The following is a 26,021-nucleotide window of genomic DNA, read 5'->3' on the forward strand; positions in this document are numbered from 1 at the left end:
ACGACCAGCAGTTGTACGTATCAAAAATGACCAATTTTTGCGCTGTATTAGATTTTCAGATTCAATGCACCCAGTCCTCACCCTTTCAATTCAAGAACGTAATACAGGGCAAATACGGGGCTCTGAGAAAGGGGATGACAGACAGTTCTACTGGTATCAAATGAAATGGCGATTTCATCGGAAACAAAAAATGCACCCATAGGGGTGCAAGATTAATACATCAAGTTCAAGAATTAGTAATAATCCCGTGTGGCTTTGGGTCGAGGTCAGCTGCAACATTTGAAAAGTTGCTTCCTGTGCTGACGAGAACAACAAATGCACATAACGCTAACAGTGCCAGGATCTTTTTCATATCGACTCTCTACTCCCTTGCTAAGGATTCAAAAAGATCACTTCGTTTGCTTTGCAAGTCAAGAGCTTCTTCTAAATTCCCAGTCATACGACAAGAATCTACGGCAATTTGGAGGGCAGCAGCTTGATCTCTCACAAAACCTATTATAGCAAATATGTTAGAGGATTTTATAGCGAGTTCATGAGCTTGAATATAATTCTGAATTTTGTAGTGATATTTTGCAAAAACTGCATACAATTCTCCTAATTCAAGAGTTGTAGACATCTCAATAGATGGTGCCATGTTTTGTGCTTTGTTTAGATACTCACTTGCTTCTTCGATTCGATCAGTGAGCAGGAGAATTTCTGCGATTTTAGCGTAAACAAAAACTACGCCAGCAGGATATTTATCCAATTCAAATTGTTCAGCACAATGAATTAGATCCTGAATTGCTTGAGTGGGATTCTCTTTGTAGGTGATGGATGCGGCCATCGTCACCTGAACACGACTAAATAAAGAATTGTTATTCAGTGTCTGGTACAAGGTCTTCGCTTGATCAAAGAATTCAGATGCCCTTTGAAAGTCATCTGTGTTTTTATATGCAATACCTAATACATATAACGCATCAGCTAGTTTTCTGATGTCATTGACCTTTTCATAATATGATCCTGCTTTTTCGATATACGGGAGAGATTCACGAATACATCCTTTTCTGCGTAGAGTTAACCCGACATTGAAAGAGATATATGCCGCAAGATGATCGAATTCAATAAATCGGTTTATATAGTCAAAAGCACGCTTGTAGTTGTAGAGTGCTTCTTCGGTTTCTTGCAATTCCGTATAGTTATTTCCGATTTTGTTCCGTATCCAAGCAAGTAAGTACGCATCGTGAAAATTGGAGGACTCAAGACTTACAATCATTGGCTGCAAAATTGCCAAGGCATCTTGAAAACGTTCTTGTTGATACCTACAGTCAGCAAGAAAAACAGTGAGTCTTAATTTGTCATATTCGGAGAGCACTTCTTGTTGCAGTTTTATGATAAGTTCTTCTGCTTCTGCTGGTTGATTCTTTTCAATCAACAGCTCTACTAATTTGATCCGGGCGTGTAATTCCATATTTTTGTCTTCGTCTTGAAGCAATTCCTTTAATGGAATCAAAAAAGCATCTGCAATTTTGTTAAGAAGATCTGCAGACGGCATTGCACGATCCTGTTCAATTGTACTAATCCAAGATATTGTTACACCAACCAGATTTCCAAGGTCGGTTTGAGACAAATTCCGTTCTTTTCTAAAACGCCGGATTCTTTGACCTAATGTTTCATTCATGGACATCACCCGATTTACTGGACTTTATTGAATATTATACAGATTCAGTCATAAATCAGCAATGAATTACACAAACTTCTGTAACTTTTCACTGTTTAACACTTCACATCAAGAATTGATGTAATCAAACAAACACTCCTATAATCAGATCGAATAATGAAGAAGGGAGTGTTGAAAGTTGGCTATTTTGTCCCTTGGACATAGAATTCGTAAGCTACGTCAGAAAAAAGGTCTTACACAAATCGAGCTTGCAAAAGGGTTGGTATCGCCTAGTATGGTATCTCAGATCGAGTCAGATCGCGCTCGCCCATCCTATAAAGTTTTGGTGGCTATTGCTGCTCGATTAGATGTTCCACTTGAAGAACTTTTGAAAGATGTCAATCTGGATATCGAATATATCAGTAAATACAAGATGGCAAAAAGCATGGTTCGATCAAAAGAGTTTCAGACCGCGATTCCGTTGTTGAATGATCTAGTAGAACTATCCCCGCATCGGATTCCAAAAGAGGGGTTGTTGTTAGAACTTACACGTTGCTACATTGAGTTGGGAAATGTGCTGGAAGCGGAAAGCGTTCTGAATCAATTGTATCAATTGGTCAATAACGGTCAGAATGATCGACTAGCTTCTGTTGTGTTGCTGCATATGGGCAAGGTGGCCGCCTTGAAAAGTGATTATCCGATTGCCCTTTTTCACACCAACCGGGCTTGGGAGGAGTTGCAAAAGACGGAGGAGATTGAAGCAGATTTTCATGCGACAGTTTTGATGCAACTTGCGACCCTCCACGAAAAGGTTGGAAAGGCGGCAGATGCGGCTAAATATTACGAAAGGGCAATGCTCCTACAGCGATCCAAAGGAGAAGAACGAGGGAAGACATACCTAAGATTGGCAGAAGTGTATGATCGGCAAAAGCAGTATGAACTAGCAGAAAAGTATGCGACCAAGGCGTATGTGCTGTTAGAGGAACAAGCCGACAAGAAACAGTGGCAAGAGATGCAACACCGTTTGATCATGCTTGAGCGTGGGTCGAGTGATTGGGAGGTTTCTGTTCAAAAACTGATAACCCTTGCCGAACAGTTTGAACGAAACGGTGAAAACTCAAAAGCCGGAGAGGTTTATGCTGATCTCGGACTCATCTATTTAGAGAATCAAGAGCTTGATGAAGCTTGGGCATTCGCTGAAAAGGCGAGAATGCGTCTTTCCGATGATGATTCCACGATGGGGAAAGTCCATCGGGTCTTGTCGTTTGTTTACTTTCAACGTAACGATGAGAAGAAGGGTCAGAAACACCTCGACTGCGCCATGAGGATTTTTGAACAGCATGGCATGGTTGCGGAGGTGGAAGAGGTCACGCTGCATGTGTGCCAGTTTCTGAACGACAAGGGGGATCACAGGGCAGCATTTGAGCGAATGGAACGGTTTCATCAATACATGATGGGACAATTAGAACAGCGTGGGATCGTGTTGTGAAGTTTGAGTTGATGAACACCTACGAGAAGTTGAATTGGGAAAGTTATTCCCGAACAAAGATTCGGATCGGGGATTTAGCAGGCTGCCTGTTCATTCATAAAAAACATCGAGATCGTTGGTACTTTCGCGGTCATCGAGTAGAAGCGCAAAATTTCTCTCTAGCGATGACCAAACTTGAAGAGAGTGTTTTCGGTGCAGAGGGATTATCGGACGTTGCCTTATGGAAAAGAGTTGGGGTGATGTTCGGGGTGAATGGTAGATGGGGATACATGTACAAGAGCGAGACTAGGCATGGCGTTTGGCTATGGTGTGGGCATGAGGTTCAAGCTGAGTCAGAAAAGAAAGCTAAGGAGTATTTGCAACGCTTGGGCAAGGGAATATGAGTGGTGAGTAGGGCGACCCGTTGAGGTTGCCTTTTCTATTTAGTAGGACAGTGATCAGATTAGAGGTCAAAAGTAGCAAAAGAACACTTCTGCTTGGAGTAATTTGTTTTTCACCGATTCCGATTATCGGGGGTATTTTGAGGCTGTTTTGGGCTTGGATCGTAGTGGAATAGGGATTTTACCGAACGCGATCCCGAAAGCGATGAGCAGCATGAATGTAACACAATAGGTAAAGAGTTACATTCGCCAAAATGCCGCCAGCCCTTAATATATAAGGGTTTTCTGCAGATATAGAAATATTTGTTGCCATCAAATGTAACATATCGTATGATTTAGTTACATTAGATGTAACAAAACGTATATCAAAGGGGTATAGAAATGGAATTCGTACAGCCGATTCGAGACAAAAAGCAGATCGACGAGATGAAGAAGGTACTCAGAAAACAATCGCTTCGTGACTGGTTTCTGTTTGTCCTTGGGATCAATACAGGATTACGTGTAAGCGACGAACTCACCTTGAAGGTTAAGCATGTACGCAATCAAACACACATCACCATCAAAGAGAGTAAGACAGACAAAGACAAGAGATTCAAAATCAACGGGACTCTGCGTGAGTGCATTGACGAATATATTGAAGGAATGGACGATGAGGCGTGGCTATTCCCTTCTAGGAAGGGTGACAAACCAATTTCGAGGGTGCAGGCCTACCGAATTCTGAACGCTGCTGCTGAGAAGGTCGGGGTGGAAGAGATCGGGACTCATACCATGAGGAAGACTTTTGGCTACCACCACTATAAACAGAACAAAGACGTTGCCATGCTCCAGAAGCTCTTTAATCACTCTGCCCCGTCCGTGACGCTTCGCTACATTGGTATCGAACAAGATGAAATGGACGCATCAATTGAAGATTTTAGTCTTTAGCCATCTGAGAGGGTGGTTTTTTAGTATTGATAGGGGGTAGGAAAACATCGGATTGGGAGTTTCAAATGTCGAAAAGAGGGGGAGCACTTCCATTTCCAAAACCTTGTGAAGAAAATGAAATGAACGTTTTATTGGGAAGATGCCATTCTAAGATTATCAAACAAAAGTTTACAAACCATAACCAATACATTATTATTGGAGGGAAGATAACAGTAAAAGGAGGAATTTAATATGTTGCTCATGGAAGGTCAGAAAATTGTTAGAATTATTATTTCGAAACTGTTCGGTACAGACAATATCGACATAAATTTTGAGGGGTATGTGAAGATTCTCATCAGTGAGAATGGAACAGGAAAAACAACGATACTGAATGTAGTTTATTATACATTGACCAACAATTTTGAGAAATTACTTGAGATAAATTTTGAAAGTGTAGAAATACAGTTTGCATCTGGCAAAAAAATAAAAATAAACAGACAGAATGATGTCTTTAAATACTACAATGATTATGCTAGATTTAAGAATGAATTAAAAATGAATGACTTGTCATTCGGCCAATTTCTAAAGAGAATACAATCATCTTATTATATAAAAGATGTAAAAGGAATGAACAAGTCGAGAAAAAAGGTTGGTTTAAATATTAATAATGAATATGCAGATAACTTTGAGTCTTATAGAAAAAATCTGGACACTGAACTTACGGATATAGAAATTCTGTATTTCCCCACGTTTAGGCGGATCGAGGAGGACTTAAATAAGTTAGGTGTTTCAAATCGTCAGATTGACGATGGAACACTAATTAAATTTGGTATGGCAGATGTTGAAAATAGAATTGAAGCATTTAGGAAATCTATTTCTGATTCAACTTTGGCTTTGTTTTCTGAAGTGAACGGAGTAATGCTCACCCAACTAGTTGATGGAATAAATGTAACTGAAAGTATGAGGGAAAGTATCAAGAATATTGATGCACTTCAAGTTGTTCTCGACAGAACGGGTAAATTTTTACCCAGTGGGTATAAATATAATATTCAACACTTGATGAATAGTGGTGAATTGTATAGAAATCCCAAGTATGACACTTTGGTATTTTTCCTATCTAATCTGATTAAATTATACGATCAACAACGAGAAAAAGATAATGCTATCAAAAAGTTTGTTGAGGTGTGCAATTGTTATTTAGAGATCAGCGGCAAAAGATTCGAATATGACGAAAGTTCCGTTAAAATCACAATCAAACAGGACAAACATAGTGAGCCTATAGAACTGAGGAGTTTATCGTCAGGTGAAAAACAGATTGTTTCATTATTTGCAAGACTATATTTAAATTTCGAGGAGAAGAAATTTTTAATAATATTCGACGAGCCTGAACTCTCGCTGTCTGTTGAGTGGCAAAAAAGATTACTCCCTGATATTCTTGATTCTCAAAAGTGCATTTTTATGTTTGCCGTAACACACTCACCTTTTATCTTTGATAATGAACTGGATAAGTTTGCGAGAGGATTAGACCAGTATGTAACATACGTCAATGAGGAGAATGGGCAAAATGGATGAAAAGGTAGAGAAGCTGAGACAACAGCGAAAAAAGGGAGCTGTTGGATGGATGGAATTTTTGAAGTTGTATACTAAATATAAACAATCATATTTCTGTTTTGTAGAAGGAGATGATGATGGAAAATACTATGAGATACGTGTGTGTGCGATCTTAGGCAACACAGAAATTAATGTTATAAATTCAGGGGGGAAAGAAGGTGTTACAAGGTTTAAGAGAATATTATCAGAAAGTAGTGATTTTGAATTAATAAAATCGATGTTTTTTGTTGATCGGGATTTCGATCCACCTCTTAATGATCCACTGATATATGAAACTCCTTGCTATTCTATTGAAAATCTCTATACGACACAATCTGCATTCGGACGTATTCTCACTAACGAATTTGGTATTAGTCGTGGGGAAGAAGATTATGAAAGGTGCATTAATCAGTTTCGGGTACTACAAGAGTCTTTCCATAATGCAGTAATCTTGTTGAATAGTTGGATGGCTTGTCAACGAGAAATAAGTGCAAATGCCCAGTTGGGAAATAAAAAACACCCGAAGTTAAATATAAATAAGATTAATTTAAGAAATTTTATTGATATCAATATAGATTCTGTGATAGTGAAGTATAATTTGGAAACGTTGTTACAAAAATTCCCTGAAGTAGATAATATACCTGAATCGATGCTTGAATCAAAAATCTCAATGTTTACCAAAGTTGATAAACAAAGAGTATTTCGTGGTAAATTTGAAATTGAATTTTTGAGGAGTTTTTTAGAGGTGTTAAAAAGAGAAAAAGGATACTTTTTAGAGGAAAGAAATACCAAGATTGTACTAACTAAAGAGAATATACTCTCTGATCTTTCACAATACGCTGACTTCCCTGACTGCCTCCGGACTTATATTTCAGCTAGGAATCGGGAGTTTGCAGTTTCTTCTTGAAAACAAAAGGTATTCTTGATGTTTTTGTTTCAAGTTATGTCATCTCGTCTGTCTGAGATGTAGTTATTTATTCCGCATATTTCTAATTTCGCTCCTAAACTCCAAGTTAGGAGAGACCGCTACATTTCCTCCCACACATTTTCCACTTAGAACAAAAAAACGCTGGAATTAACGTTTCTAGGGGAGGTACCGAAGTGGTCATAACGGGGCGATCATGAAAATCGTTAAGGGGCAACTCGCTATTCAAATAAGAAACCGCATCCAATAGTGGAATGCGGTTTTTTTATAAGTCATGTGTATGAGTTTATTGGCTTTGAGGTTGCTTGAGTTTACGTCGATAGTAAAATTGTAGTAATCCAACCAATAATCAGAAAATCACCTACAAACTAAACAGTGAGGTAGAAGAAGCTCACGTTTCAAACAAGTCAAATCTCTTGAGAAATCAACCCTCAACGTCGACTCGATCCGCAACCTCTTCGGCAACACCGTCAACGTGGGCAAGGCGAAACCGACCAACTCGGAGTTGATCTCGATGGCAGCGAATACCTGAAGAAATCGCAATTGTTTAGAGATGGTCAGACAAATGTCAGTAAGTAAATGCCGTATCACTAGATACGGTTTTTTTGTTTTGATTTATAGGGGACAAATTTTCTGAGGGTTGATCATCAAATTTAATAGACTTATAATACTCTATGGAGACCGCAAGGCTTCTCCACATACCAAATCACTCATACAACGATAAATCCGCGTGATAACAGGCTTTCCAAAGAGAGGTACCGAAGTGGTCATAACGGGGCGGTCTTGAAAACCGTTAGGGGGCAACCCCACGCAGGTTCGAATCCTGTCCTCTCCGCCAAACGTTAAACAGCAAGAGTTCATGATGTTTCTCCACAGCTTGTGGAGAGACCGCATGGACTCTTTTTTGTTGTCGAGTTCGTAAGGGTGTGGCGGTCTGGTTAGTCATCGAGTTCGTTCGTGTGTGAGTTCCAACGAACGATTATTATCGAGTGAGGATTATTTCTTTCAATTGTTTTTATTCAAACGTCGATGAAAAGTATTTTCACTTTAAACAGACAAACACCACCGGTTCGTGATGGTGGTGTTTGTCTGTTAGAATCGAAATTTGCTTTCCTGACTAATTGACCAAAGTGATTCTCAATCTATAAAGTAAGAATTAGCATAAGCAATTTTATGATGTCTTATTTTCTCTAAGAGTCTTTAGAACGAGTGCTAGACATTGTACAGTACCTTGCATTACTGTTACTACTGCCCTATAATGTCCGTAAATTGACAGGCTCTGCTGTCCAAGAATTGACGAAAAAGATGACCGCGTGAGCGATGTTAAACCTGAAAGAAAAAACGGGAGAATCAAGTCAATTCTCCCGCGATTACCCGTTTCACCATGTGGTCGTCAATGATTCGATGCTTATTTGCTGCTCCATAGATCAGACTATGTGTGGCAGCCTTATTAACCAAGCGAATCGTACCACTTGAATAACGATAGATCTCATCGACCGCACCATCCGTGAAAATGTCACGGCTAACGCCCGCATATTCCAGATGACGAGCTATGTACGCCCCAACCTGTGCGCGGTCGTAGTGAACCAGTTTGCACTGTAGATCAATCCTTTGCCGAATGGCCGTAAACATCTGGAGTTGAAGGCGATCCCACAGTTCATTTTGTCCGACCAGGATCAGAGCCATTGGACTCTGGGCATCCATTTTGAAGTTCAGCAGAAACCGTACTTCTTCAAACATTTCTTTGTCTAGCAGATGCGCTTCATCGACCACCACGACTGGTTGCAGGCGATGAATCCCCCGCATCAGCTCAATTTCCCGATGCAGTTGTCTCTTGCTGTCCCCTCGATAAAACTTCGCTTCACACCCCAACTGTTCAAGCAATCCCTTGTAAAAATGGCGAGGCGTTAGCTTTGAATCGGATAGGTACAACAGTTTAAATCTCGATGTGTCGAGCACATCCGCGAATCGGCGGATGGTCGTTGTTTTACCAGTTCCGCAATCGCCGGTCACAACGGAGAACCATTGCCTTTCGGCCGTATATTCCAATCTCTCAAGCGTTTCTTCCAAAACATCCGACGCATACAGCTCATGGGTAGGCATATCACGAGAAAAAGGGGTTCTCGCCATTTCATAAAACGCCTCAAACATCTCGCTTCGCCTCCTCCCGAATTTTGCGGAATGAGACGGCGCGTGTTTGACGTTCTTTCCTGACTTGATTCTTCTTCTCCGCAGCGTCCAGTAACCGTGAACCTTCGACTATAAGCGGTTCAATTGTCGACGGGATAGAGGGGCGTCTTCCTGCCCATTCACCTATGATCAGTTCTTTCGCCTGCCACGGTGTATGGCTGCCATACTCAATTGTAATCGTCGAGATGTCACGCGGGTCGTAGACGACTTCAACCTTTTGTCCAATGAAAGAAAGCCCGACCTCGTATTTCTTCCCCATAAAACTAATACAGCCAGCCTTGTCCACTTTTCTCGTTTCGCTGTGTAAAAACGCATCCGCAATGAGAGATTCCTCGGCGAGCCGGAGCGGCGTCGAGCCGCTTCGAAATGCCACCTGCGGGCTAGAATTGTCATCGAGTGCGGAATGGGGTTTGGTCTGGTAACATTCGGTGAGCCAAACTTGGAACAACAGATTGAGCTGGTCGAGTGTCTGGGGCTTTTCAAGCGCAGCTTCCGTTAGGAAACTGTCTATGACCCGGTTGAAGCGCTCGATTTTCCCTTTGGATTCGGCTGCATATGGCCTAGTAAAGCGAAGACGTATGCCAAGTTTTGCACATGTACGAGTCATACTTTTGGTTCGAAATTGCTTGCCGTTATCAAAGTAGACAGAATCAGGTACGCCATTTGTTTGTATTGCGAAACGGAAGCAGTCTTCTACGATCGTTTGGTCGAGTGTTGGATAGAAAGCCGCATGCAACACATAACGAGTCGCATCGTCGATGAACGCAACGAGATAGACTTGCTTGTTGGCTCCGCCTTCACCAATCGGTAGATACGGCCCGAATTTTATGTCAGCTTGCCACAGTTGGTTACGCTGTTTGTGTTGAAAGCGTCTGGCCGCAAGGCCAGAGGTTGAGTATAGTCGCATGTGGCGAGTGCTGTAGCCGTTCTCCATCAATTTTTCCTGCAAGGTGCTGCGCTTGATCTCACCGGGCTTCGCTAAACCTTCCCACTCCAAGATCTGAATGATTTGTGCAACACTGCGGCTGGGTACTTCTCGGCGAAGCAGGATGGCTTGCTCAAGGAGATAGGGAGTAATTGCTTCGGCTGTTTGCCTTTGACCCTTCCCTTGAGGTCGAAGTCCGGCGAAACCTTCGGCCCGGTAGGCAGATAGATAACGACGGAGAGTTCTTTCGGATAAGCCGGTTTGTTCACAAATGGCTTTCTTCAGCTCTTTGGCTTTTCCAGGGTCAATACCATCGGCCAACAGAGGAGAGATCAACTGCATCCGTTCGACGGCGATCTCTTCTGCCTTTTTGTCGTTTTTCATAGGAATCTACAGTCCTTTCCAATAGGATGTAGATTCACGATACCTTAGGGAATCGCGGACAAGAAGGCGAAACGGGTATGTACCCATAATTGAGAATGAACGATGGGTCGGACAACTCTCGCCAGCCAACCTGCCTCTTGTCCAACGTAATGTCCGATCCTTTGGAGTGCAGACGGTGAAGGTACGGACAATGGCTCCACCGGATTTTCTTGACGCGCTGCAACCGTTGATAAACAATTAACCCAGTATTGCCAGCACACCTTGAACCAAATGTGCCAGCGATACAGGGTTGATTCATCAGCGGCTACGTCTGAGGTCTGCGCCTGAGACAAGACTGCTTCAAGGCATTCGGCTTCATAACGTTTATAAGGAACGAGCAGGTCCGGCAACTCATGATGGATCTTCCCGCACCCCTTGCAACGCAAACGACGAATGATATAGGTGACCCGTTCACTGGTTGGCTTACGCCCAATGCGACTCCTGCTACCGATCACGAACAGTTCATGCTCACAGACAGGGCAGATATGCTGCTCTGCACTCCTAACGAAAAACACCACGTTTTCTATTTTCTTCGAGCCCATAATTTGATAAAATGATCATGCGATTTTTTGGGACGACTCTGGTGCAACTGTTAGCGCAGCGGCACATCATACAGAGTCGTCTTTTTCCTTTTTTTAATTTGTACGTGGTCATTATATCCGTCAATTTTTGGACAGGCAATAGCGTCAGCTTTTGGTCAATTGGCATTGGCTGTAACAATTACCTCAAATATTTTCTTACAGGAAGTGTACTTTCCAACACCAAAAGATATAGTTCCATTATGTTTCTCTATTCCAGAATTAACTCTGGTATGAGGATGGTTATGTGTTGAGTCATTTCGTATGCTGCTTGCAAGTTGAAAATGAGCAGAATCAGTAATTTCTTTTAGTTTCGTTGCCAAATCTTTTTCGTCCATAGAGGCAAGTTTTCTTATGGCTGTATGATAACTTATTTTTTCTCGTTGATTTAGGGGTAATGAGAACTGTAGGAAAAGCAAATGGCCGATTGTATCGATTGCAGAGAAAGCTTGATGAAAGAAAAAATCCGAGTGATAATTGAAGGCCATATGTCTCACAAAATGCTTTTTTTCGAATTTAGGAAAATACTCTATTGATACACCGTTTTTTCCGGGAGAGATAAAATACGGATCATCGGGTATACCTTTATCTAAGTAAAATTTTGTAAAAGTCATTGCAATTAGAGCACGGTTAGATCTACTTGCAAAAAGATTTTCCCAATGCCTAATTTCAAGATTATCTAATAAATCACTAGGGGATTCTATTGTTTTCATAAAGATAGGATCAAATGTAAAAAGGGATTGGAATCCCAAGTCATGATAAATCTTATTGAAAACTTCGTCTGTTGGATAATCAGAAAACATCAATATAACCCCCGAAATAACAACTACGTATTTTTTGACAATTAAATACAATATTTTGTGAGATGGACGCATGATAACGGTAAGGTTGAATGAACCAATTTGGGTGGACTGAACGTTTCATAGCTAAAAAAAAAGCACCGTGAAGGTGCGAGTGTTTAATCAACCTTGATCATTGTATGAGGATCGGGAGTATCCCAAATCGCGACGGAAGCGGAATCGAAAGTTTGTGCTGAAATTGCTAATGCGAGCAACAGTATAAGCACGCTAATTTTTAACTTCACTGTTGTATCCCCCTTGAATCATCAGATAATAGAAGGCGATTGCACTTTTTTGAAATCTCTAGGGCGTTCTCGTAGTCACCAAGGTTTTGATAAGCAGTGACTGCAAGCTGCAAGGATTTCACTGTGTCCTTCAATAAGGACATTGTATCAAATATCTCTGATGATTTAAACGCGTACTCTAAGGCCTTATGAAAATTCAGACAGTGGTTATAGTAGTCTGAATAGGCGCGGTACAGGAGGGCTGCGTGGTAAGTGTTGTTGCGGGAGTATTGTTCGATGAAAGATCCTCCGGTTTGAAGGGATTTGAGTGCATTGGTCAAATTCTCCGTTGAGATTTCAACGTCAGCTATTTTAGAGTACGTCAAAATAATTCTGTTTATATCGTTCGCTTCTTCTAAAATTACAAGGCAATTTTTCAATTGTTGGATTGCCAATTGAGGATCAGTAACAGCGGTGATCTCCGATGCAATTGTGTGCTCGATGATTGCCGTTTGGGTTTTCATGTTTAGAACTTGAAGAATTGCCTTTGCATGATTGAAGCATTCAATCGCACGCTTATGATCTTTGATTCCTTGAAAAGCAATTCCTTGAGCAATAGCTGTATCCGCGATTTTCTGCATGTGATTTTGAAGTTTGTAGTAGTGGAAAGCTTTTTCAAGGTAATAGATAGCATCCTGGGCATCTTCAAATTTCAGCAAAGTAATCCCCATGTTGTAACATATCTTGGCGGCGAGTAGGTTGAACTCAATGAACCGGTTCTGGATGTCATACGCTTTTCGATAGTGATAAAATGCTTCCTTAAAAACCTGTTGTTTAAAAGAGCAACTCCCCATTAGGTTGTATGTCCATGCCAACAGATAAGAATCATGGTAGTTGATTGACTCAAAATGTTGGGCCAACGGGCGCAGAATTTCTAAAGCTGCATCATATCTTTGTTGTTGGAAATGGACTTCTGCCAGATGGATCGATAAGGTGTATTTTTGAGATGCAGAAAGGTCTTTATGATCTATTAGGCTATGGATTACCTTTTCCGCTTCATTCGTTTGATTGGTTTCGATTAACACTTCAACTAGCTTGCATCTGCTGACGAGTTCCATACTTTGATCTTCATCTTGCAGTAGTTCCCGTATCGGAATTTTAAAAGTGAAAGCGATCTTGTTGAGAAGTTCAGGTGAAGCGGTCGCCTTATTTTGTTCGATCTGACTGATCCAACCGATTGTTACTCCCACACTTTCGGCTAGTTGAGCTTGCGATAAATTTCTTTCAGTACGGAGTCTTCTTATTCTTGATCCAATTAATTCTTTGTTTGCTATATCTGAATTCATCTAGAATGCCTCCTCCTTTACAAAGGAAATCATCACCATTATACACTTGTCTATTATGTTAAACAATGATTCCGATAAGTTATAGTTAGTTCTGATGAGTACCAGATTATATAAAGAATTGATATAAAAGATGAAAAGGTACTACACTTTTCTCAAAAGAAGTAATTGAGGTGAGGATCGTGAGTACAAGTCTAGGACAAAGAATTCGTCAATTTCGCCTGAAAAAAGGTCTCACTCAAATTGAGCTTGCCAGAGGGCTGATTACCCCAAGTATGGTATCCCAGATTGAATCTGACCGCGCTCGACCGTCCTATAAAGTTTTGGAGGCTATTGCGGTTCGTCTCGAGATTCGGCTTGAGGACCTTATTAAAGGGGGAAACTTTGATCTCGAATCGTCGAGCAGATACAAGATGGCAATCAGTATGATTCGGGCGCAAGAGTTTCAGGCTGCTCTCCCGTTATTGAATGCACTTCTTGAAAATGATCAGCATCGGATACCTAAAGAAAAACTGCTGCTGGAACTTACCCAATGCCATGTTGAGTTGGGGAATGTCCTTGAGGCGGAAACAGTCTTGCATCAGTTGTACCAATTGAGTAACACGGAACGGAACGATCATTTGCACGTTGAAGTGTTGTTGCAGCTTGGGAAGGTCGCTGAGTTGAAAAATGAATATCCTATCGCACTCTTTCATACGAGTCGCGCTTGGGATGAACTGCAAAAGGATGGAGAGGTCGAAGCAGATTTTCAAGCCAAGATTCTCATGCAGTTGGCAACTCTCCATGAGCGGGTCGGGAAGGTTGCGGAGGCGGCCGAGTATTACGAGAAGGCATTGTTGCTCAATCCGTATAACGGTGAAGATCGAGGGATGACATTCCTGCGCTTGGCAGAGGTCTATGATCGGCAAAAGAAGTTTGAGCAAGCAGGGGAATACGCAATTAAAGCAACCGTGCTTTTGGAAGAGCAAGTTAGCAAGGGACAAAGGCGAGAGATGGAACATCGATTAATCATGCTGCAACGAAAGAAGAGCGGTTGGAAAGTGAGTGTCCAAAAACTGTTGAACCTTGCGGAACAACATGAGCAGATCGGTGACAAATCAAAAGCTGGGAAAGTCTTTGCTGACATAGCGTTCATCTGTTCGGAGAATGGTGAAATCGATGAATCCTGGGCTTATGCTGAAAAAGCAAGAATGAGTCTCTCGGATACTTCCCCTACTATGGGGCAAGTCCACCGTGTCCTATCGTTTGTCTATTTTCACCGTGGGGATGAGGAGAAAGGCAAAAAACATCTCGATAATGCGGTCAAGATTTATAAGCGACATGGCAAGTTTGCGGAGCTTGAAGAGGTAACGCTACACATGTGCCGGTATCTGAATGAAAAGGGGGAGCACCGGGAAGCATTCGAGCGGATGGAGCTATTCCACACGTATATGACAGGACAATTGGAGCAGCGTGGGATCGTACTTTGAAAGTCCAGTTGATGAGCGTGTTCGAGCGGCAGCATTGGGAGAGGTATTCCAGGACAATGGTGCGGGTAGGGAATTCAGCAGGCTACCTGTTCATTCACAAGAAAAACCATGATCGGTGGTACTTTCGCGGTTATCGAGTGGAAGCACAAGGCTTTTACGAAGCTATGACCAAACTAGAGGAGAGAATTTTCGGCATAGCGGGCTTGTCGAACGGAGACTTATGGGAACGAGTTGGGGCGATGATCGGAGTGAATGGCATCTGGGGTTATCAGTATAAGTGCAAGTTGAGACAAGGCGTTTGGGTATGGTGTGGGCATTAGTTTGAAGCGGAGACAGAGAAGAAAGCGAAGGAGTATTTGCAAGGTTTGAGCAAGGATATATGAGCGGTGATTTGGGCGACCCGGAGGGGTTGCCATTTCTATCTAGTAGGACGGTGATCGGATTAGAGGTCAAAAGTAGTAAAAGAATACTTCGAATTGGAGTGATTTATTTTTCACCAATTTCGATTATGGGGGGATATCTTTTGTCTGTTTTGAGTTTTTTGTTCGGGGGGGAAAAAATTCCTTTTGAGCTTTAGTTGTCCTAATATTTACCGATGCATCCTAATTGTGAAACGCCAACAAACTTGTTTTGAGACCTATAAACTACTTCCATCTCACCCGATAAATCCTCGTGATTTATCGGGTGTTTGCGTTTGAGCTTACAGACAGTACCAAGACTGTCTATTGGTGACCTGGCAGATTCAAAATATCGAAAAAAACTGTGTAAATAGAAAAAATAACACCGTAAATTTATCGAAAATAATTTATTTTATTTATTGTTGAAAACTACCATGGTTAATGTTATTGTATACGTGAAGGTGTTTTAATTAAACGACGTCTTCATATTCAATCCTAATGTTGAACTAATGTATCGCGCGACATTATCTTCTCTTTAGGCTGAAAACAAATATGAGAGGTGGCTGTTATGAAAAAATTGTTTGCAACTTTGGCTCTTTCGGGGGTTTTACTCTCTGCTGTTTTTACCCCAAATGCAATTGCTGGGAAACCGAGCGGTGAGTCTGTAGTTCTTGGCGAATACAAGACTCCGACCTATTCAGACGCGAAGGTAGATTTCATTGATTCGAAACTGGTAGGAACAACAAGATTTTCTTCCGGGATTGTTGTCGATGCAACCTATGCAGAGGAGTATTCTCATTCAACCTACTCCTTCGTTAGCAAATCGATAACCGGGTATGATACAAAGCCGCTAATCAACAACGTTTTTCTGAGAAGCTTGGCTCCGGGAATCACTATCGAATACACCACAACTCAAAGCAATACGGGATCTGTCTCGATCGGTGCATCTGTTGAAGCAAGTGCAGCAAGTGTTGTAAAGTACCACTTCACAGGAAACTACACAGGATCTTGGACTTCTGGCACCGGTGTAAAGTATACTTTATCTGCTCCTAGCAACTGTGGATGCAATTCATACAACTTCTATACAGCAACCGGGTTTGATACTTTTTCCACTACTTTGAAGAAGTATGATGTTTATAATGTTTATTCGAATGGAATCAAAACGGGTACTGTTACATACTCCAGTGGGAACATTAACGTAAACAACGTTTATGTTCCAAAACAGGTACAGTACGGACAAAAGGCGAATTATTAATAATGTGGGCGAATCGGCTAGGAAGTGCTCCTAGTCGATTTTCCAATTCTAAATGAGGTGGAATAAGCAAATGAGAAAATTATTATTGCCATTTGCATCGCTGGTGGTAGGGTTTTTGATCCTCAGCAGTGGTTGTTCTGAAAATGATACAGGTATTGGTTCTGTTGTAGAGAATAGCGAAAGTAATTTGTTTAGTGAAATAACTTTGCAGAAAGTAAGGACACAAACACTTGAACTGGTACATCTTGATCAAACCTACAAAGGTATAGAATATCAGTTCTATTTTCAAATCGCGGATAGAATATCAACTGAAGAAACGCTCAAACGTATCCAGGTGGAAATCGTATTTAATGGGAAAACAAAAGAACTTATTAATGTCGAGAGTCTGAAGAAGACTTTGGACTTAGTACAAGACGAACACGGAACAAACACTTATGTTGCTAGAGTTTCTTCCGTTTACAAGACTGAGTATACAGAGGCTGAGTTAAATTACCTGATCGATCATCCCACGGAGGTAGATCTGTACTTGTATGTAGATGGTGAGAAAGTTCGAAAGTTACAGTGACAAAAAAGCAAGCTGCAAGGCGAAACTGAAACTCGGTTTTCATCGCCATGGTTGCGGATCAACTGCGCATTGAGGCGAAGATTTCGTAGTTGTTCGCGAAGCCTTATGTAACAAGGGATTGTGGAAAATTGGCTATCATATATCCTAATTGTGAAACGCCAACCAACTTGATTTGAAACCTAGAAACTTCTTCCATCTCACCCGATAAATCGAAATGATTGATCGGGTGTTTGCGTTTGTAGCATGAGACGGGGGAAACGATGATGAAAGTAACAGGACTAGAGTTTCACATGGAGGATTTTCTGTTGTATTGTCAGAACAAAAATCTTTCCCGTAAAACGATTCAATCTTACGAACAGGCCTTTGCCTACCTGTCTAAAGAACATAGCGTAGAGCGGCTTGTAGAGGTGCGTACAGGGCATCTGCGGCAATATATCGCATACCTGCAAGAAAGAGGCAAATACACGGTTGTGAACCGCGAAGCATCCAAAATGGTGAATCACCCAGACAAACGATCTGATTTCAAAAAACAGGTTTCATCCGTCACGATCAACAACTACATCCGCAACATCAAGGTGTATTTCAACTGATACCGAAGTGGTCATAACGGGGAGGTCTTGAAAACCGTTAGGGGGCAACTCCACGCTGGTTCGAATCCGGTCCTCTCCGCCATCACTTACATCGCAAGCTTTGTACCGATAGGAGCAATCCTGTCGGTTTTTTGTGTTCGCGAACGGACAAACATCGCTCTGGAACAAAAAGAGACCACTTCGAGTGGTCTCTTCTCGTACAGCATTTAATTTATTCGCAACCACCATACCCAGGAACATAAGGACATTCGATCGATTCGGTCGTGTTCGCTGCAGCAGCTACACCAACGATCGAGAGGGAAAGCATCGATACAAGACCCAGCAAAGCAAGAGCTTTTTTCATGAGAAAACCTCCTTTATTTTGGATGTATTGTAATTATACGATAACAATTTATGTTTGTAAATTGTTAAATTTCAAATATGTTCTCGAACTTCAAGACCGAAGCGGTCTGCTACATGACATATGACTGGATCTATACTGGTGACTTCTACCGCAATGAAGGGTATCGTGCGGATTAAAAAAAGTTTTGAATTTTCGCATACTAATCTAGTTGAAAGGAAAAAGAACTGTTGAAACGAACCGGTTGTCCGTACCGAAAGTATCGATGCAGGAAACTGCACGTGCAGAGGAACAAGTCCAAGTCGTTGCATTTTTGAGATGCTGAAGTATGACTCTGACCACCAAGTGAAAGAGGCGCATTGGAAAAGTCCGGGTGGCGCGGCTGGAAGATCGCCAAAGTAGAAAACAATAAGCAATAACTGCTCACCCGATAAATTCTTGTGGTTTTATCGGAGCGAAGTGCAAATACCTCAGATATCGATTTCATTCGCCAATACAATCAATGTGGGCTAGACAAAACTGACCAACTCGGAGTTCATCGCTCATAATAAAATCCGCGTGATCAAAGACTTTCCAAAGGAGAAGTACCGAAGTACACATAACGGGGTGGTCTTGAAAACCGTGAGGGGCTGCTCCACCGCAGGTTCGAATCCTGTCCTCTCCGCTACATGTTAAATCAGCAAGAGTTCATGAGGTTTTTCCACAGCTTGTGAAGATACGAACTGCATATATTTCGGCAATCTACAGATAATAAATGAAAATTAGTGGAGGAGGAGTTTTTTGCGTGAAGAGGGTTATAGGTTATTTGCTGGGGATGATGTTAATATTCTTTGCTAATTCTACATATGCAGCTGAGATCAATCAAGGATATACAACGGTCGAGCAAGCAGTAAAACAGTTTGAAGAAAAGCATGGTCAAGGGATTAAGGCTCCGACATTTCTCCCTTTACAATACTCTCAACAGAAGGGGAGGGTTTATGACTCTGATGCTAAGCTAGAATTGGAATATACACATCAAAGCGAGACGCTTATCGTCTTCGTTAGCCCCAATAAGGAACCACTTCGCACTTCAGAATTTCACGAAACTGTGTTATTAAAGGATGGGACGAAGGCATATTATCGAGTCAGTACACCAGGCTTTCACCAACTAGATTTTACAAAAGGAAATCTTAATTATAAGATCTGGGCGAGTTCAAAATCCAAATATGTTACGTCGAGCAAAGAGTTAGTAAGAGTGGCGAATTCTATCATTTAAGAAAAAATAAAGTGACACTATCATTGATAGTGTCACTTTATTTTTTTATATGGGATTTTTTAGGGGGAATATAATGGATTTTTGTGGAAATGCACATGAAAACATGAAAGGGGTTATCGTATGAAGAAACGATTTGGGCATTTTACGCAAAATCTTCAGAAAGGAGTACTGTTCGCAGGAGCGTTTGTGATTCTGTTTACAGGGGGAGGAATTGCAGAAGCAACATACGATGCAAGAACGGCGGTTGTTCAACCGGAAGTGGCCGATATTGATTGTTCAGATTTTGAAACGTACTGTAAGAAGGCTATTTTAAGCAGTGGTCAGAGAGACTCAAATTCCTATTATCTATGGGTACCCCAGGGACTGACAGTGTATTATTATGTGGAGAATACAGGATATCAGTGGCCTGTAAGCTGTAAAGTCTTCCGGCAGGGTTTGGGCGAGGTTCCAAATACCACGAAACAAACTAGTTATTTCTATGGAGCAAACACCGGTGGATACTTTGTCTCTGAGGGAGACTATTATTTTATTCAGATCCACGGGGGAGACTCAACTGAACCATATACAGCAACTGGATTTGCTGAAATTAAGTATTACAGACCGTATTAGTCAGCAGGATTTCCGAAGAGAGGTATCGTCCGAAATGCACCATCAGCTTTTGCTGGTGGTGTTTTTTCATTAGCACTCATAAAAAAAAGAAGACTCCTGAAGGATTCAGAAGTCTTCTTCCGGCCGATTAACGACCGCCGGTATTGGTAGCCCAGGCAGGTCTACCGTAGGCGTCATACATAACTACGTTGCCATCATCTTGAACCGCGAGGGAGACGGCCGGCCCCGGCCAGGCCATCGGGATTCTGTAATAGCCATCCTGCCATGTCTTGGTATCTGCTTGCCAGAACGAAATCGTCCCGGAAGCATCTGTTACTCGCAGAGCGCCGCTGGTGGTGAGCGTCAATTTCTCGGGATGTCTGTAATACCAACGTTGCAGGAAGTTGTCGTAGTATTCAAATCTGTCACCATCCGTGTCCGTATCCCAGATCCCGTTGCCGGAATGATAAAGCACGAGATTCTCGTCATACTGCATGATCAGAGTAAATCGACCATCATTGGAGGTCAAACTTTGGCCTTTCACGAGGGATTGGCCAGCTGGGAGGTTGTTCGCTGCAAAGACATCAGCGGAAACGGTGAGCTGGAGCATGGATGCGGCGAGTAACGCGAATGCAAGCTTCTTCATAGAATATCGCTCCTTATTTGATAATAATTTTTAATACTAGAAAATATTGTACTATATGAAATAGATTATAACAACCATTCCGATTAAAATATTTAATTTCACCATATCTAAAAACTGCTTTTCCGACCCGGACTAGAACAGTGAAAAAAAAGAACCCATGTTATCATGGGTTCAACAGATAGTCGCGGCCGCAGTATTTATCCTTCTGCAATAATCGTGCCGTCGCTTTCGTTAATGTTGGCAGCTGCGCCATATGTCGTATCGCTGCCGGATGCGTCGGTGTTGTTCTCGGCTGGGCTGTTGGTATCTTCTTCGCCTTTGATGCGGAAGTATTTGCCGATCAGGGAGCCGGAGTTGAGCGGGGCTTTGACGATGTTCCAGTTGCCGACGCCGTCTACGTTTTTCTTGTAGTTGATGTAATAGCTGGAGCGCCAGCCGTTGAAGGCGTGGCGGTTGGTGACACTGTTCAGCGGCCAGAAGTTGTCGATTACATCGTTGCCGCCAAAGCCCAAGTCGCGCACATGGTCACCGTCTTCGTTGTGTGCGGACAAGTCATAGCCAAGGCTGGCGAGGACTTGGTTGTAGGCTTGTTGGTTGACGCGGGTCTTGCCGTGTTTCGGGGTGTTCGGCCAAGCGGCCGCTCCGGCGACGTTGGCGGCGTTGACTCCGAAGTTGTAGTTGTTGCCGTGCTGGTCTTGGACGGCCGGGTTGCCGCCAAAGGGATTGAGCACAGTCGGCACAGCGACGCCGGTGGTGTAGTCATTGACGGTGATCGCATTGTAGGATGCCTGTGGCTTGTACCACGTGATCGGGATCGGATCACCGGCGGTGCCTTGATGGTAGCGCACGTTGCCGGCACTGCCTGCTGTGGCATCGGTGTCCAATTCGACGATCGGCATTTTCGCGCCCAGCACTTGGGCGACGATGGTGGAATTGATCGTCACAGCGCACTGAATGTAGGCGTTGACGCGCGCTTTTTCAGTTGCTCGAGCGTTGTTCAATTTGATGGAAATTTTATGCATGTCGCCTTCGAGTTTCTTGAGTTCGTCACCTAAGTCCGCATATTTGTCGGGGTTGGTAACTCGTACTTTGCGGCGATCACGTTTTATCTTATCGATCTTCTCGTCGTTTTTGGAAAAATCCTTCTCGAATCCCTGGCGGCTTCGAGTGGCGACGCGACAGGCGGACAAGCGCTGGGTCAGCGTAATATTTAACAATTGGTTGCGGCGCAGATCTTGGTGAATCTCGTTGATTTCCATCCAGTTGGAGGCGACGCCAATCTCCACTTCTTGCCCGACTTTTTTGTATTCGATGGTGTGAGTTTCGCCGACGAGGTCGATTGGTTGATTGTCTTCCAAGGTGAGTTCTTCGGCGGTTCGTTGTTCGGTGCCCGCATCGTCTGGCAGCTCTGGTTCGAGTTCTGCTGCAGACGTTTCGGTTGCCTCGTCGCCATTTTTTTGCGCAGTGCGCAGCAGTTGCAGAACTGCTTGGTTGCCGATGGTGCGCTGCAATTGCAAGATGTTTTGGCGAGTCAGGCTTTGTGGTGCCTGGACACGCTGCAACACGGTGTCGGATTCTCGTTGTTTGCGCTCCGAAGCAGAAGTGTTCGGTTCGGTGCTGACCACTTTTGTTGAGGGGGGTTGCACTTGTGGCGTAAACATCGTCTTCTAGACCTCCTTGGTAGTTCTGCGGTTTATGAAAGCCCCTCTATTTCACTTGTTGCTAGTATCGTACCACAGTCGAGGTGCTACCGTCTGGGAAGAAATGACGATTCATGATGGCCTTTTTCTCTTTGCTTTCATCCCAAAGGAATGTTTGTCCACCTTATCGAAATACAATAATAGTAATTGAGAATCCGTAATGAAAGCGGTGCATATAGCATGTTTGGGATCTTGGGTGTGTCTGGTCTTTCGTTCTTGCTTGTAGCATTCTTTACACCACTGCTTATTTGGGGGCTGCGCGTTCTCAAGCTAACACAGCCCATTCGATCTGTATTACCTCCTGACCATCAAGCCAAACGGGGAACACCACTGATGGCCGGCCTGATTTTGCTGATCGGTGTGGTAACGTCACTGCAGTTTCTTCCTTCCCCATTGATGATCTTTTTATGCGTTACGTTTCTCTTGTTCAGCTCGATCGGCTTTATGGATGATTTCAAAAAAGCAGCATGGCAAGATCCATCCGGTATCTCCTCAAAGACAAAACTTGTTTTGCAATTCGCATTTACTGGTGTGCTGCTTTTCACATTGTTTCGTTCGTTCTCGCTGACGAGTGACATTACGTTGTTCCACGGGTTTCAACTACATCTGCCCGTTTACGTGTACATCGTAATCATGCTGCTCTTTGTGGTTGGATCAGCGAACGCGATCAATTTTACGGATGGTCTGGATGGGCTGTTGATCAATGTGGCGATTCCAACGTACTTTTTCTTCTTTATGATCTCAGACAAACCTGAGGTACAAGCATTTTCGCTCGTCATGATCGGCTGTCTGCTCGGTTTATTTCTCTACAACATATATCCCGCCAGAGTGTTTATGGGGGATACTGGATCACTCGCAATTGGCGGGTCGCTTTCCTTTTTAGCGGTTATTGAAAAGGTTGAGATTTTAATCCCAATCCTGTTTATCGTCTATTTGGCCGAACAGTTATCAGTCATTTTGCAAGTCTGGTACTATAAGCGTACAAAACTGCGCTTGTTCAGAATGACTCCGATTCATTATCACTTCAGCCTCAAATATGGCTGGAGCGAGAATAAGATCGTCGTGGTGTTCGGTTTCATTTCCTGGGTATCTGTTTTCGTTTGTTTGGCGATTTGGAAGTACGTCCTTTAGGCTGAAGAATGCATGATGAAAGAAACAGCATCCGAGTGGATGCTGTTTTCAAGTTTTAAAGTGCACAGGTTTTTTCAATAAGCATGTTTGCCGTTGTGAGTCTGTCGCGAAGGGTTTGTTCTTGCTCAGGAGTGCAGTGAAACACGACGTGAAACGGAGTAGGCAGAGTTGGGAACTCTTCATCGTCACGGCCATTGACCCACTCCTTCACGCTTTTTTTCAGGTACTTGACGAAGGTTGGCAGGTGCGCCTCATGATCAAGGAGCAACTGATCGGCATCTGCAATACAAAGCAGATAACTATCTGCATCTAACCAATCTAGATCGTTGAGACAGTCGTTGAGGGCCGGCCAATTTCGACCGAAGTAGTCCGGGAACGGAAAGGCGAGGGCGATTTCAAGGAAAAAGGAATCGTAATCCCTTGCTGCGGACCCTTTCATATATGCTGTAACGTGTTTGCTACCTGCAGATTGATTCGCAACTTGTTCCAGCAGTTGCGACAAATCCTCCTGCGTGGCTGTAACGAGATGAAAGTATGGGGCCTCTAAACGAAGTACCTGATGCGCTATTGACATACCGATCACATTCCTCATTTCATTTTTTCATGTCAAATAATGATCATTTTTGTAGCAGGCAGACCCAACTGCACCAACAACAAGCCTCATTTTTCCTCGATTTTGCAGGTTGTATGCTGAGGCAGTATTTCCCTTCCGTCTGTTTCGGATGCACCATTAGCTCTTGCTGGTGGTGTTTTCGTTAGCAATTCGAGAAATCATTTTGAGGAAAAGAATCAAGGATTGAAAAATGTGTGCAGCAAATCTTTGATGGGAAGGGTTTAAATGAGGAGTGAATATTTAGGGAAGCAGGGAAGGGCAAATGAAAAAGATATTAATCATCGATGACGAAGCAGACCTGCGAAACCTGCTGGCTGATTATTTTGAAGTAAACGGCTATCACGTAATGACGGCACGGGACGGCAAGGAGGCGCTGCGGCAAGCAGAACAGCAGCCGGACATTATTTTGCTGGATATCAATATGCCTGAGCTTGACGGTCTTGACGTTTGCAGGAAGATCCGGAATTTTGTATCTTGCCCAATCTTATTTCTTACCGCACGTGTAGATGTTTCCGATAAAATTTCTGGTTTTCAAGCGGGAGGAGATGACTACATTCTAAAGCCGTTCAGCATCCATGAACTTGGCGCCAGGGTGGATGCCCATTTGCGCAGAGAAATGCGAAATCAAAAGAAATCCGCGGTTAAGTTTAGTGACGACCTTGTCATTGATTATTCAAAGCGGACGCTTTACTGTAACGACATACAAATTTCTTTGACAAAAAAGGAGTTTGCGATCATCGAGCTTTTATCCACACATCCGGGGATGGTTTTTGATAAAGAACGCATGTATGAACGGGTATGGGGACTGGACGAAGAAGGCGACAGCTCCGTGATCGCTGAGCATATCAGGCGCATTCGATCCAAAATGAAGGAGCATGGCTGCGAAAACAGGATCGGAACGGTCTGGGGAGTAGGATACAAATGGCAAAATTAATAAGCTTTCTCCGTTTGGAAAGAATGACGATCCTCCAATCTTTCATCGCTTTAAACTGCGTGTATCTAGTCGCCGTATTAACAGCTATTGTGTTGGAATTCGAATGGGCCGAACGGATTCGGCAGCGCTTTGCCGGACACCCTTCTGGAGATGATTGGGTTCTGCCCGCCCAGATTCTCGCGATGCTGTTGACAATCGGCATTGGGGTAGTGTTGATGGGAAGCCTCTTCTATAAACTGAAATTGAAAAAACCTCTGGAGATCTTGATGGACGCATCGGAGAAAATCTCGGAGAACGATCTGGGGTTTCATGTTTCATATGACAGCGGGGATGAAATGAGTGTGCTGTGCGATGCATTTGAAAAGATGCGCAGTCAATTGGAAAGCAATTTTAAAGCCCTTTGGCGCTCGGTCGAGGAACGCAATCAGCTCAATGCAATTTTTGCTCATGACTTGCGAACGCCGCTGTCGATCATGAAAGGATATTGCGAGTTTGTAACCACTTATCTGCCACAAAACAGAATTTCCGAGGAGAAACTGCTCGATACGTTCAAAACGATGGAAGTCCACATTTTGCGTATGGAGCGTTATGTAGAGGCTATGAATTCGATACAGAAGCTGGATGATATGCCGATACACAAACAGGAGATTGAAATCGACACCCTCATCGCCTTGCTGGATGCCAGCGCCCTCCGGATCGCAGCCCAAAGCGGCAAAACATTCGACTCGTGCCGAACAGCAGATTCGACAAGGGTGTTTCTCGACATGGACCTCGTACTGCAGGTCTTTGAAAATATGGCGGCAAATGGAGCGCGCCATGCTTCCAGTCATGTGAAAATCGAATACCTTCTTTGCGATGGCATTTTTTCCGTAACGGTACTTGATAACGGGTCCGGGTTCTCCGATGATGATCTGCGGATGGCGGTGCTGCCTTTCTATCGCGGAGAGGACTCGGAAGCGACTGAGCAACAAGGTTTAGGTCTCTATATTTGCAAAGTACTGTGCGAAAAGCATGAAGGTGGCTTACAGGTAGCAAACAGTTCGTTCGGCGGTGGAAAAGTAACCGCAAGATTTTTATGCTGAGTTGATAAAA

The 26,021-nt window shown here is 43.0% G+C and carries 24 protein-coding genes and 1 tRNA gene; 15 read left to right on the forward strand and 10 right to left on the reverse strand.

The annotated features are described in order from the left end of the window. Positions 1-361: 361 nt before the first annotated feature. Positions 362-1,657 (reverse strand): helix-turn-helix domain-containing protein, encoded by a 1,296-nt coding sequence (locus tag CBW65_RS14665; protein WP_198299623.1) that lies wholly within the window; start codon positions 1,655-1,657, stop codon positions 362-364. 178 nt (positions 1,658-1,835) lie between these two features. Here CBW65_RS14665 and CBW65_RS14670 point away from each other — a divergent pair, with 178 nt between their 5' ends. From CBW65_RS14670 to CBW65_RS14690, 5 genes are all read left to right on the forward strand, one after another. Beyond that, positions 1,836-3,125 carry a helix-turn-helix domain-containing protein gene (locus CBW65_RS14670; protein ID WP_087457463.1) on the forward strand — a complete coding sequence of 430 codons (1,290 nt, stop codon included), beginning with the start codon at positions 1,836-1,838 and terminating at the stop codon, positions 3,123-3,125. A gap of 11 nt (positions 3,126-3,136) precedes the next feature. Then, positions 3,137-3,508, forward strand: coding sequence for a hypothetical protein (locus tag CBW65_RS14675; RefSeq protein WP_157721958.1), 372 nt, complete (start codon positions 3,137-3,139; stop codon positions 3,506-3,508). Between the two features lie 378 nt (positions 3,509-3,886). Further along, on the forward strand, positions 3,887-4,429 hold the full coding sequence (locus tag CBW65_RS14680) for a site-specific integrase (protein WP_087457465.1): 543 nt from the start codon (positions 3,887-3,889) through the stop codon (positions 4,427-4,429). Between the two features lie 231 nt (positions 4,430-4,660). Then, positions 4,661-5,980: an AAA family ATPase gene (locus tag CBW65_RS14685; RefSeq protein WP_087457466.1), complete on the forward strand. Its 1,320-nt coding sequence runs from the start codon at positions 4,661-4,663 to the stop codon at positions 5,978-5,980. Continuing rightward, the gene (locus tag CBW65_RS14690; RefSeq protein ID WP_157721959.1) at positions 5,973-6,905 is read left to right on the forward strand and encodes a DUF4435 domain-containing protein; all 933 of its coding nucleotides are present in this window, start codon (positions 5,973-5,975) and stop codon (positions 6,903-6,905) included. Before CBW65_RS14685 ends, CBW65_RS14690 begins: the two co-directional genes overlap by 8 nt. Positions 6,906-8,273: 1,368 nt before the next feature. On the opposite strand, the gene CBW65_RS14700 is transcribed toward CBW65_RS14690, so the two are convergent. The 5 genes from CBW65_RS14700 to CBW65_RS14720 all read right to left on the reverse strand — a co-directional run bounded on the left by CBW65_RS14700 (position 8,274) and on the right by CBW65_RS14720 (position 13,448). Further along, positions 8,274-9,074 carry an ExeA family protein gene (locus CBW65_RS14700; protein ID WP_087455883.1) on the reverse strand — a complete coding sequence of 267 codons (801 nt, stop codon included), beginning with the start codon at positions 9,072-9,074 and terminating at the stop codon, positions 8,274-8,276. Next, on the reverse strand, positions 9,067-10,422 hold the full coding sequence (locus CBW65_RS14705; protein WP_087455884.1) for a DDE-type integrase/transposase/recombinase: 1,356 nt from the start codon (positions 10,420-10,422) through the stop codon (positions 9,067-9,069). Before CBW65_RS14705 ends, CBW65_RS14700 begins: the two co-directional genes overlap by 8 nt. A gap of 44 nt (positions 10,423-10,466) precedes the next feature. Beyond that, positions 10,467-11,003, reverse strand: a complete 537-nt coding sequence (locus CBW65_RS24885; protein WP_232463330.1) for a DUF6431 domain-containing protein — start codon at positions 11,001-11,003, stop codon at positions 10,467-10,469. Between the two features lie 155 nt (positions 11,004-11,158). After that, positions 11,159-11,842, reverse strand: coding sequence for a Cthe_2314 family HEPN domain-containing protein (locus CBW65_RS14715; protein WP_087457468.1), 684 nt, complete (start codon positions 11,840-11,842; stop codon positions 11,159-11,161). Between the two features lie 277 nt (positions 11,843-12,119). Beyond that, complete coding sequence (locus CBW65_RS14720) at positions 12,120-13,448, reverse strand: helix-turn-helix transcriptional regulator (RefSeq protein WP_087457469.1); 1,329 nt, start codon at positions 13,446-13,448, stop codon at positions 12,120-12,122. A gap of 170 nt (positions 13,449-13,618) precedes the next feature. Between CBW65_RS14720 and CBW65_RS14725 the strand changes: the two genes are divergently transcribed. The 4 genes from CBW65_RS14725 to CBW65_RS14740 all read left to right on the forward strand — a co-directional run bounded on the left by CBW65_RS14725 (position 13,619) and on the right by CBW65_RS14740 (position 17,722). Next, entirely contained in the window at positions 13,619-14,914 is a 1,296-nt protein-coding gene (locus CBW65_RS14725) for a tetratricopeptide repeat protein (protein ID WP_087457470.1), read from the forward strand. Between the two features lie 966 nt (positions 14,915-15,880). Then, entirely contained in the window at positions 15,881-16,567 is a 687-nt protein-coding gene (locus tag CBW65_RS24275; RefSeq protein ID WP_157721960.1) for a hypothetical protein, read from the forward strand. 70 nt (positions 16,568-16,637) lie between these two features. Further along, complete coding sequence (locus tag CBW65_RS14735) at positions 16,638-17,132, forward strand: hypothetical protein (RefSeq protein WP_087457472.1); 495 nt, start codon at positions 16,638-16,640, stop codon at positions 17,130-17,132. A 260-nt stretch (positions 17,133-17,392) separates the two neighbouring features. Next, a complete protein-coding gene (locus tag CBW65_RS14740; protein WP_232463339.1) occupies positions 17,393-17,722 on the forward strand; it encodes a site-specific integrase in 330 nt (109 codons plus the stop codon). A 211-nt stretch (positions 17,723-17,933) separates the two neighbouring features. Here CBW65_RS14740 and CBW65_RS25120 read toward each other — a convergent pair whose 3' ends face one another. Then, positions 17,934-18,065, reverse strand: coding sequence for a hypothetical protein (locus CBW65_RS25120; RefSeq protein WP_269767939.1), 132 nt, complete (start codon positions 18,063-18,065; stop codon positions 17,934-17,936). A gap of 575 nt (positions 18,066-18,640) precedes the next feature. Between CBW65_RS25120 and CBW65_RS14745 the strand changes: the two genes are divergently transcribed. From CBW65_RS14745 to CBW65_RS14755, 3 genes are all read left to right on the forward strand, one after another. Continuing rightward, positions 18,641-18,726 (forward strand) — tRNA-Ser (locus tag CBW65_RS14745). A 120-nt stretch (positions 18,727-18,846) separates the two neighbouring features. Beyond that, the gene (locus tag CBW65_RS14750; protein WP_087457474.1) at positions 18,847-19,317 is read left to right on the forward strand and encodes a hypothetical protein; all 471 of its coding nucleotides are present in this window, start codon (positions 18,847-18,849) and stop codon (positions 19,315-19,317) included. Positions 19,318-19,437: 120 nt separating this feature from the next. Beyond that, entirely contained in the window at positions 19,438-19,926 is a 489-nt protein-coding gene (locus tag CBW65_RS14755) for a hypothetical protein (RefSeq protein ID WP_087457475.1), read from the forward strand. A gap of 127 nt (positions 19,927-20,053) precedes the next feature. Here the strand turns inward: CBW65_RS14755 and CBW65_RS14760 are convergent, their stop codons facing one another. Together CBW65_RS14760 and CBW65_RS14765 are read right to left on the reverse strand one after the other, a co-directional pair. Then, entirely contained in the window at positions 20,054-20,551 is a 498-nt protein-coding gene (locus CBW65_RS14760; RefSeq protein WP_087457476.1) for a hypothetical protein, read from the reverse strand. 197 nt (positions 20,552-20,748) lie between these two features. Then, positions 20,749-22,212 carry a hypothetical protein gene (locus CBW65_RS14765; RefSeq protein ID WP_087457477.1) on the reverse strand — a complete coding sequence of 488 codons (1,464 nt, stop codon included), beginning with the start codon at positions 22,210-22,212 and terminating at the stop codon, positions 20,749-20,751. Between the two features lie 219 nt (positions 22,213-22,431). Between CBW65_RS14765 and mraY the strand changes: the two genes are divergently transcribed. Next, the gene (mraY, locus tag CBW65_RS14770) at positions 22,432-23,382 is read left to right on the forward strand and encodes a phospho-N-acetylmuramoyl-pentapeptide-transferase (protein WP_087457478.1); all 951 of its coding nucleotides are present in this window, start codon (positions 22,432-22,434) and stop codon (positions 23,380-23,382) included. 55 nt (positions 23,383-23,437) lie between these two features. On the opposite strand, the gene CBW65_RS14775 is transcribed toward mraY, so the two are convergent. After that, on the reverse strand, positions 23,438-23,884 hold the full coding sequence (locus CBW65_RS14775) for a barstar family protein (RefSeq protein ID WP_198299624.1): 447 nt from the start codon (positions 23,882-23,884) through the stop codon (positions 23,438-23,440). A gap of 373 nt (positions 23,885-24,257) precedes the next feature. Here CBW65_RS14775 and CBW65_RS14780 point away from each other — a divergent pair, with 373 nt between their 5' ends. After that, a complete protein-coding gene (locus tag CBW65_RS14780) occupies positions 24,258-24,929 on the forward strand; it encodes a response regulator transcription factor (protein ID WP_087457479.1) in 672 nt (223 codons plus the stop codon). Beyond that, positions 24,917-26,011 carry a HAMP domain-containing sensor histidine kinase gene (locus CBW65_RS14785; RefSeq protein WP_087457480.1) on the forward strand — a complete coding sequence of 365 codons (1,095 nt, stop codon included), beginning with the start codon at positions 24,917-24,919 and terminating at the stop codon, positions 26,009-26,011. Before CBW65_RS14780 ends, CBW65_RS14785 begins: the two co-directional genes overlap by 13 nt. Positions 26,012-26,021 lie beyond the last annotated feature (10 nt).

This window comes from Tumebacillus avium, assembly GCF_002162355.1.
Taxonomy (GTDB): Bacteria; Bacillota; Bacilli; order Tumebacillales; family Tumebacillaceae; genus Tumebacillus_A; species Tumebacillus_A avium.

Excerpts from the sequence above, each read along its gene's own strand:
- CBW65_RS24885 (WP_232463330.1), bottom strand. The coding sequence starts at position 11,003 with ATGGGCTCGAAGAAAATAGAAAACGTGGTGTTTTTCGTTAGGAGTGCA.
- CBW65_RS14705 (WP_087455884.1), bottom strand. The coding sequence starts at position 10,422 with ATGAAAAACGACAAAAAGGCAGAAGAGATCGCCGTCGAACGGATGCAG.
- CBW65_RS14735 (WP_087457472.1), top strand. The coding sequence starts at position 16,638 with ATGAGAAAATTATTATTGCCATTTGCATCGCTGGTGGTAGGGTTTTTG.
- CBW65_RS14680 (WP_087457465.1), top strand. The coding sequence starts at position 3,887 with ATGGAATTCGTACAGCCGATTCGAGACAAAAAGCAGATCGACGAGATG.
- CBW65_RS14700 (WP_087455883.1), bottom strand. The coding sequence starts at position 9,074 with ATGTTTGAGGCGTTTTATGAAATGGCGAGAACCCCTTTTTCTCGTGAT.
- CBW65_RS14780 (WP_087457479.1), top strand. The coding sequence starts at position 24,258 with ATGAAAAAGATATTAATCATCGATGACGAAGCAGACCTGCGAAACCTG.
- CBW65_RS14765 (WP_087457477.1), bottom strand. The coding sequence starts at position 22,212 with ATGTTTACGCCACAAGTGCAACCCCCCTCAACAAAAGTGGTCAGCACC.
- CBW65_RS14785 (WP_087457480.1), top strand. The coding sequence starts at position 24,917 with ATGGCAAAATTAATAAGCTTTCTCCGTTTGGAAAGAATGACGATCCTC.
- CBW65_RS14740 (WP_232463339.1), top strand. The coding sequence starts at position 17,393 with ATGATGAAAGTAACAGGACTAGAGTTTCACATGGAGGATTTTCTGTTG.
- CBW65_RS14690 (WP_157721959.1), top strand. The coding sequence starts at position 5,973 with ATGGATGAAAAGGTAGAGAAGCTGAGACAACAGCGAAAAAAGGGAGCT.
- CBW65_RS14720 (WP_087457469.1), bottom strand. The coding sequence starts at position 13,448 with ATGAATTCAGATATAGCAAACAAAGAATTAATTGGATCAAGAATAAGA.
- CBW65_RS14715 (WP_087457468.1), bottom strand. The coding sequence starts at position 11,842 with ATGTTTTCTGATTATCCAACAGACGAAGTTTTCAATAAGATTTATCAT.
- CBW65_RS14675 (WP_157721958.1), top strand. The coding sequence starts at position 3,137 with ATGAACACCTACGAGAAGTTGAATTGGGAAAGTTATTCCCGAACAAAG.
- CBW65_RS14685 (WP_087457466.1), top strand. The coding sequence starts at position 4,661 with ATGTTGCTCATGGAAGGTCAGAAAATTGTTAGAATTATTATTTCGAAA.
- CBW65_RS25120 (WP_269767939.1), bottom strand. The coding sequence starts at position 18,065 with ATGAAAAAAGCTCTTGCTTTGCTGGGTCTTGTATCGATGCTTTCCCTC.
- CBW65_RS14665 (WP_198299623.1), bottom strand. The coding sequence starts at position 1,657 with ATGAATGAAACATTAGGTCAAAGAATCCGGCGTTTTAGAAAAGAACGG.
- CBW65_RS14760 (WP_087457476.1), bottom strand. The coding sequence starts at position 20,551 with ATGAAGAAGCTTGCATTCGCGTTACTCGCCGCATCCATGCTCCAGCTC.
- mraY (WP_087457478.1), top strand. The coding sequence starts at position 22,432 with ATGTTTGGGATCTTGGGTGTGTCTGGTCTTTCGTTCTTGCTTGTAGCA.
- CBW65_RS24275 (WP_157721960.1), top strand. The coding sequence starts at position 15,881 with ATGAAAAAATTGTTTGCAACTTTGGCTCTTTCGGGGGTTTTACTCTCT.
- CBW65_RS14755 (WP_087457475.1), top strand. The coding sequence starts at position 19,438 with ATGAAGAAACGATTTGGGCATTTTACGCAAAATCTTCAGAAAGGAGTA.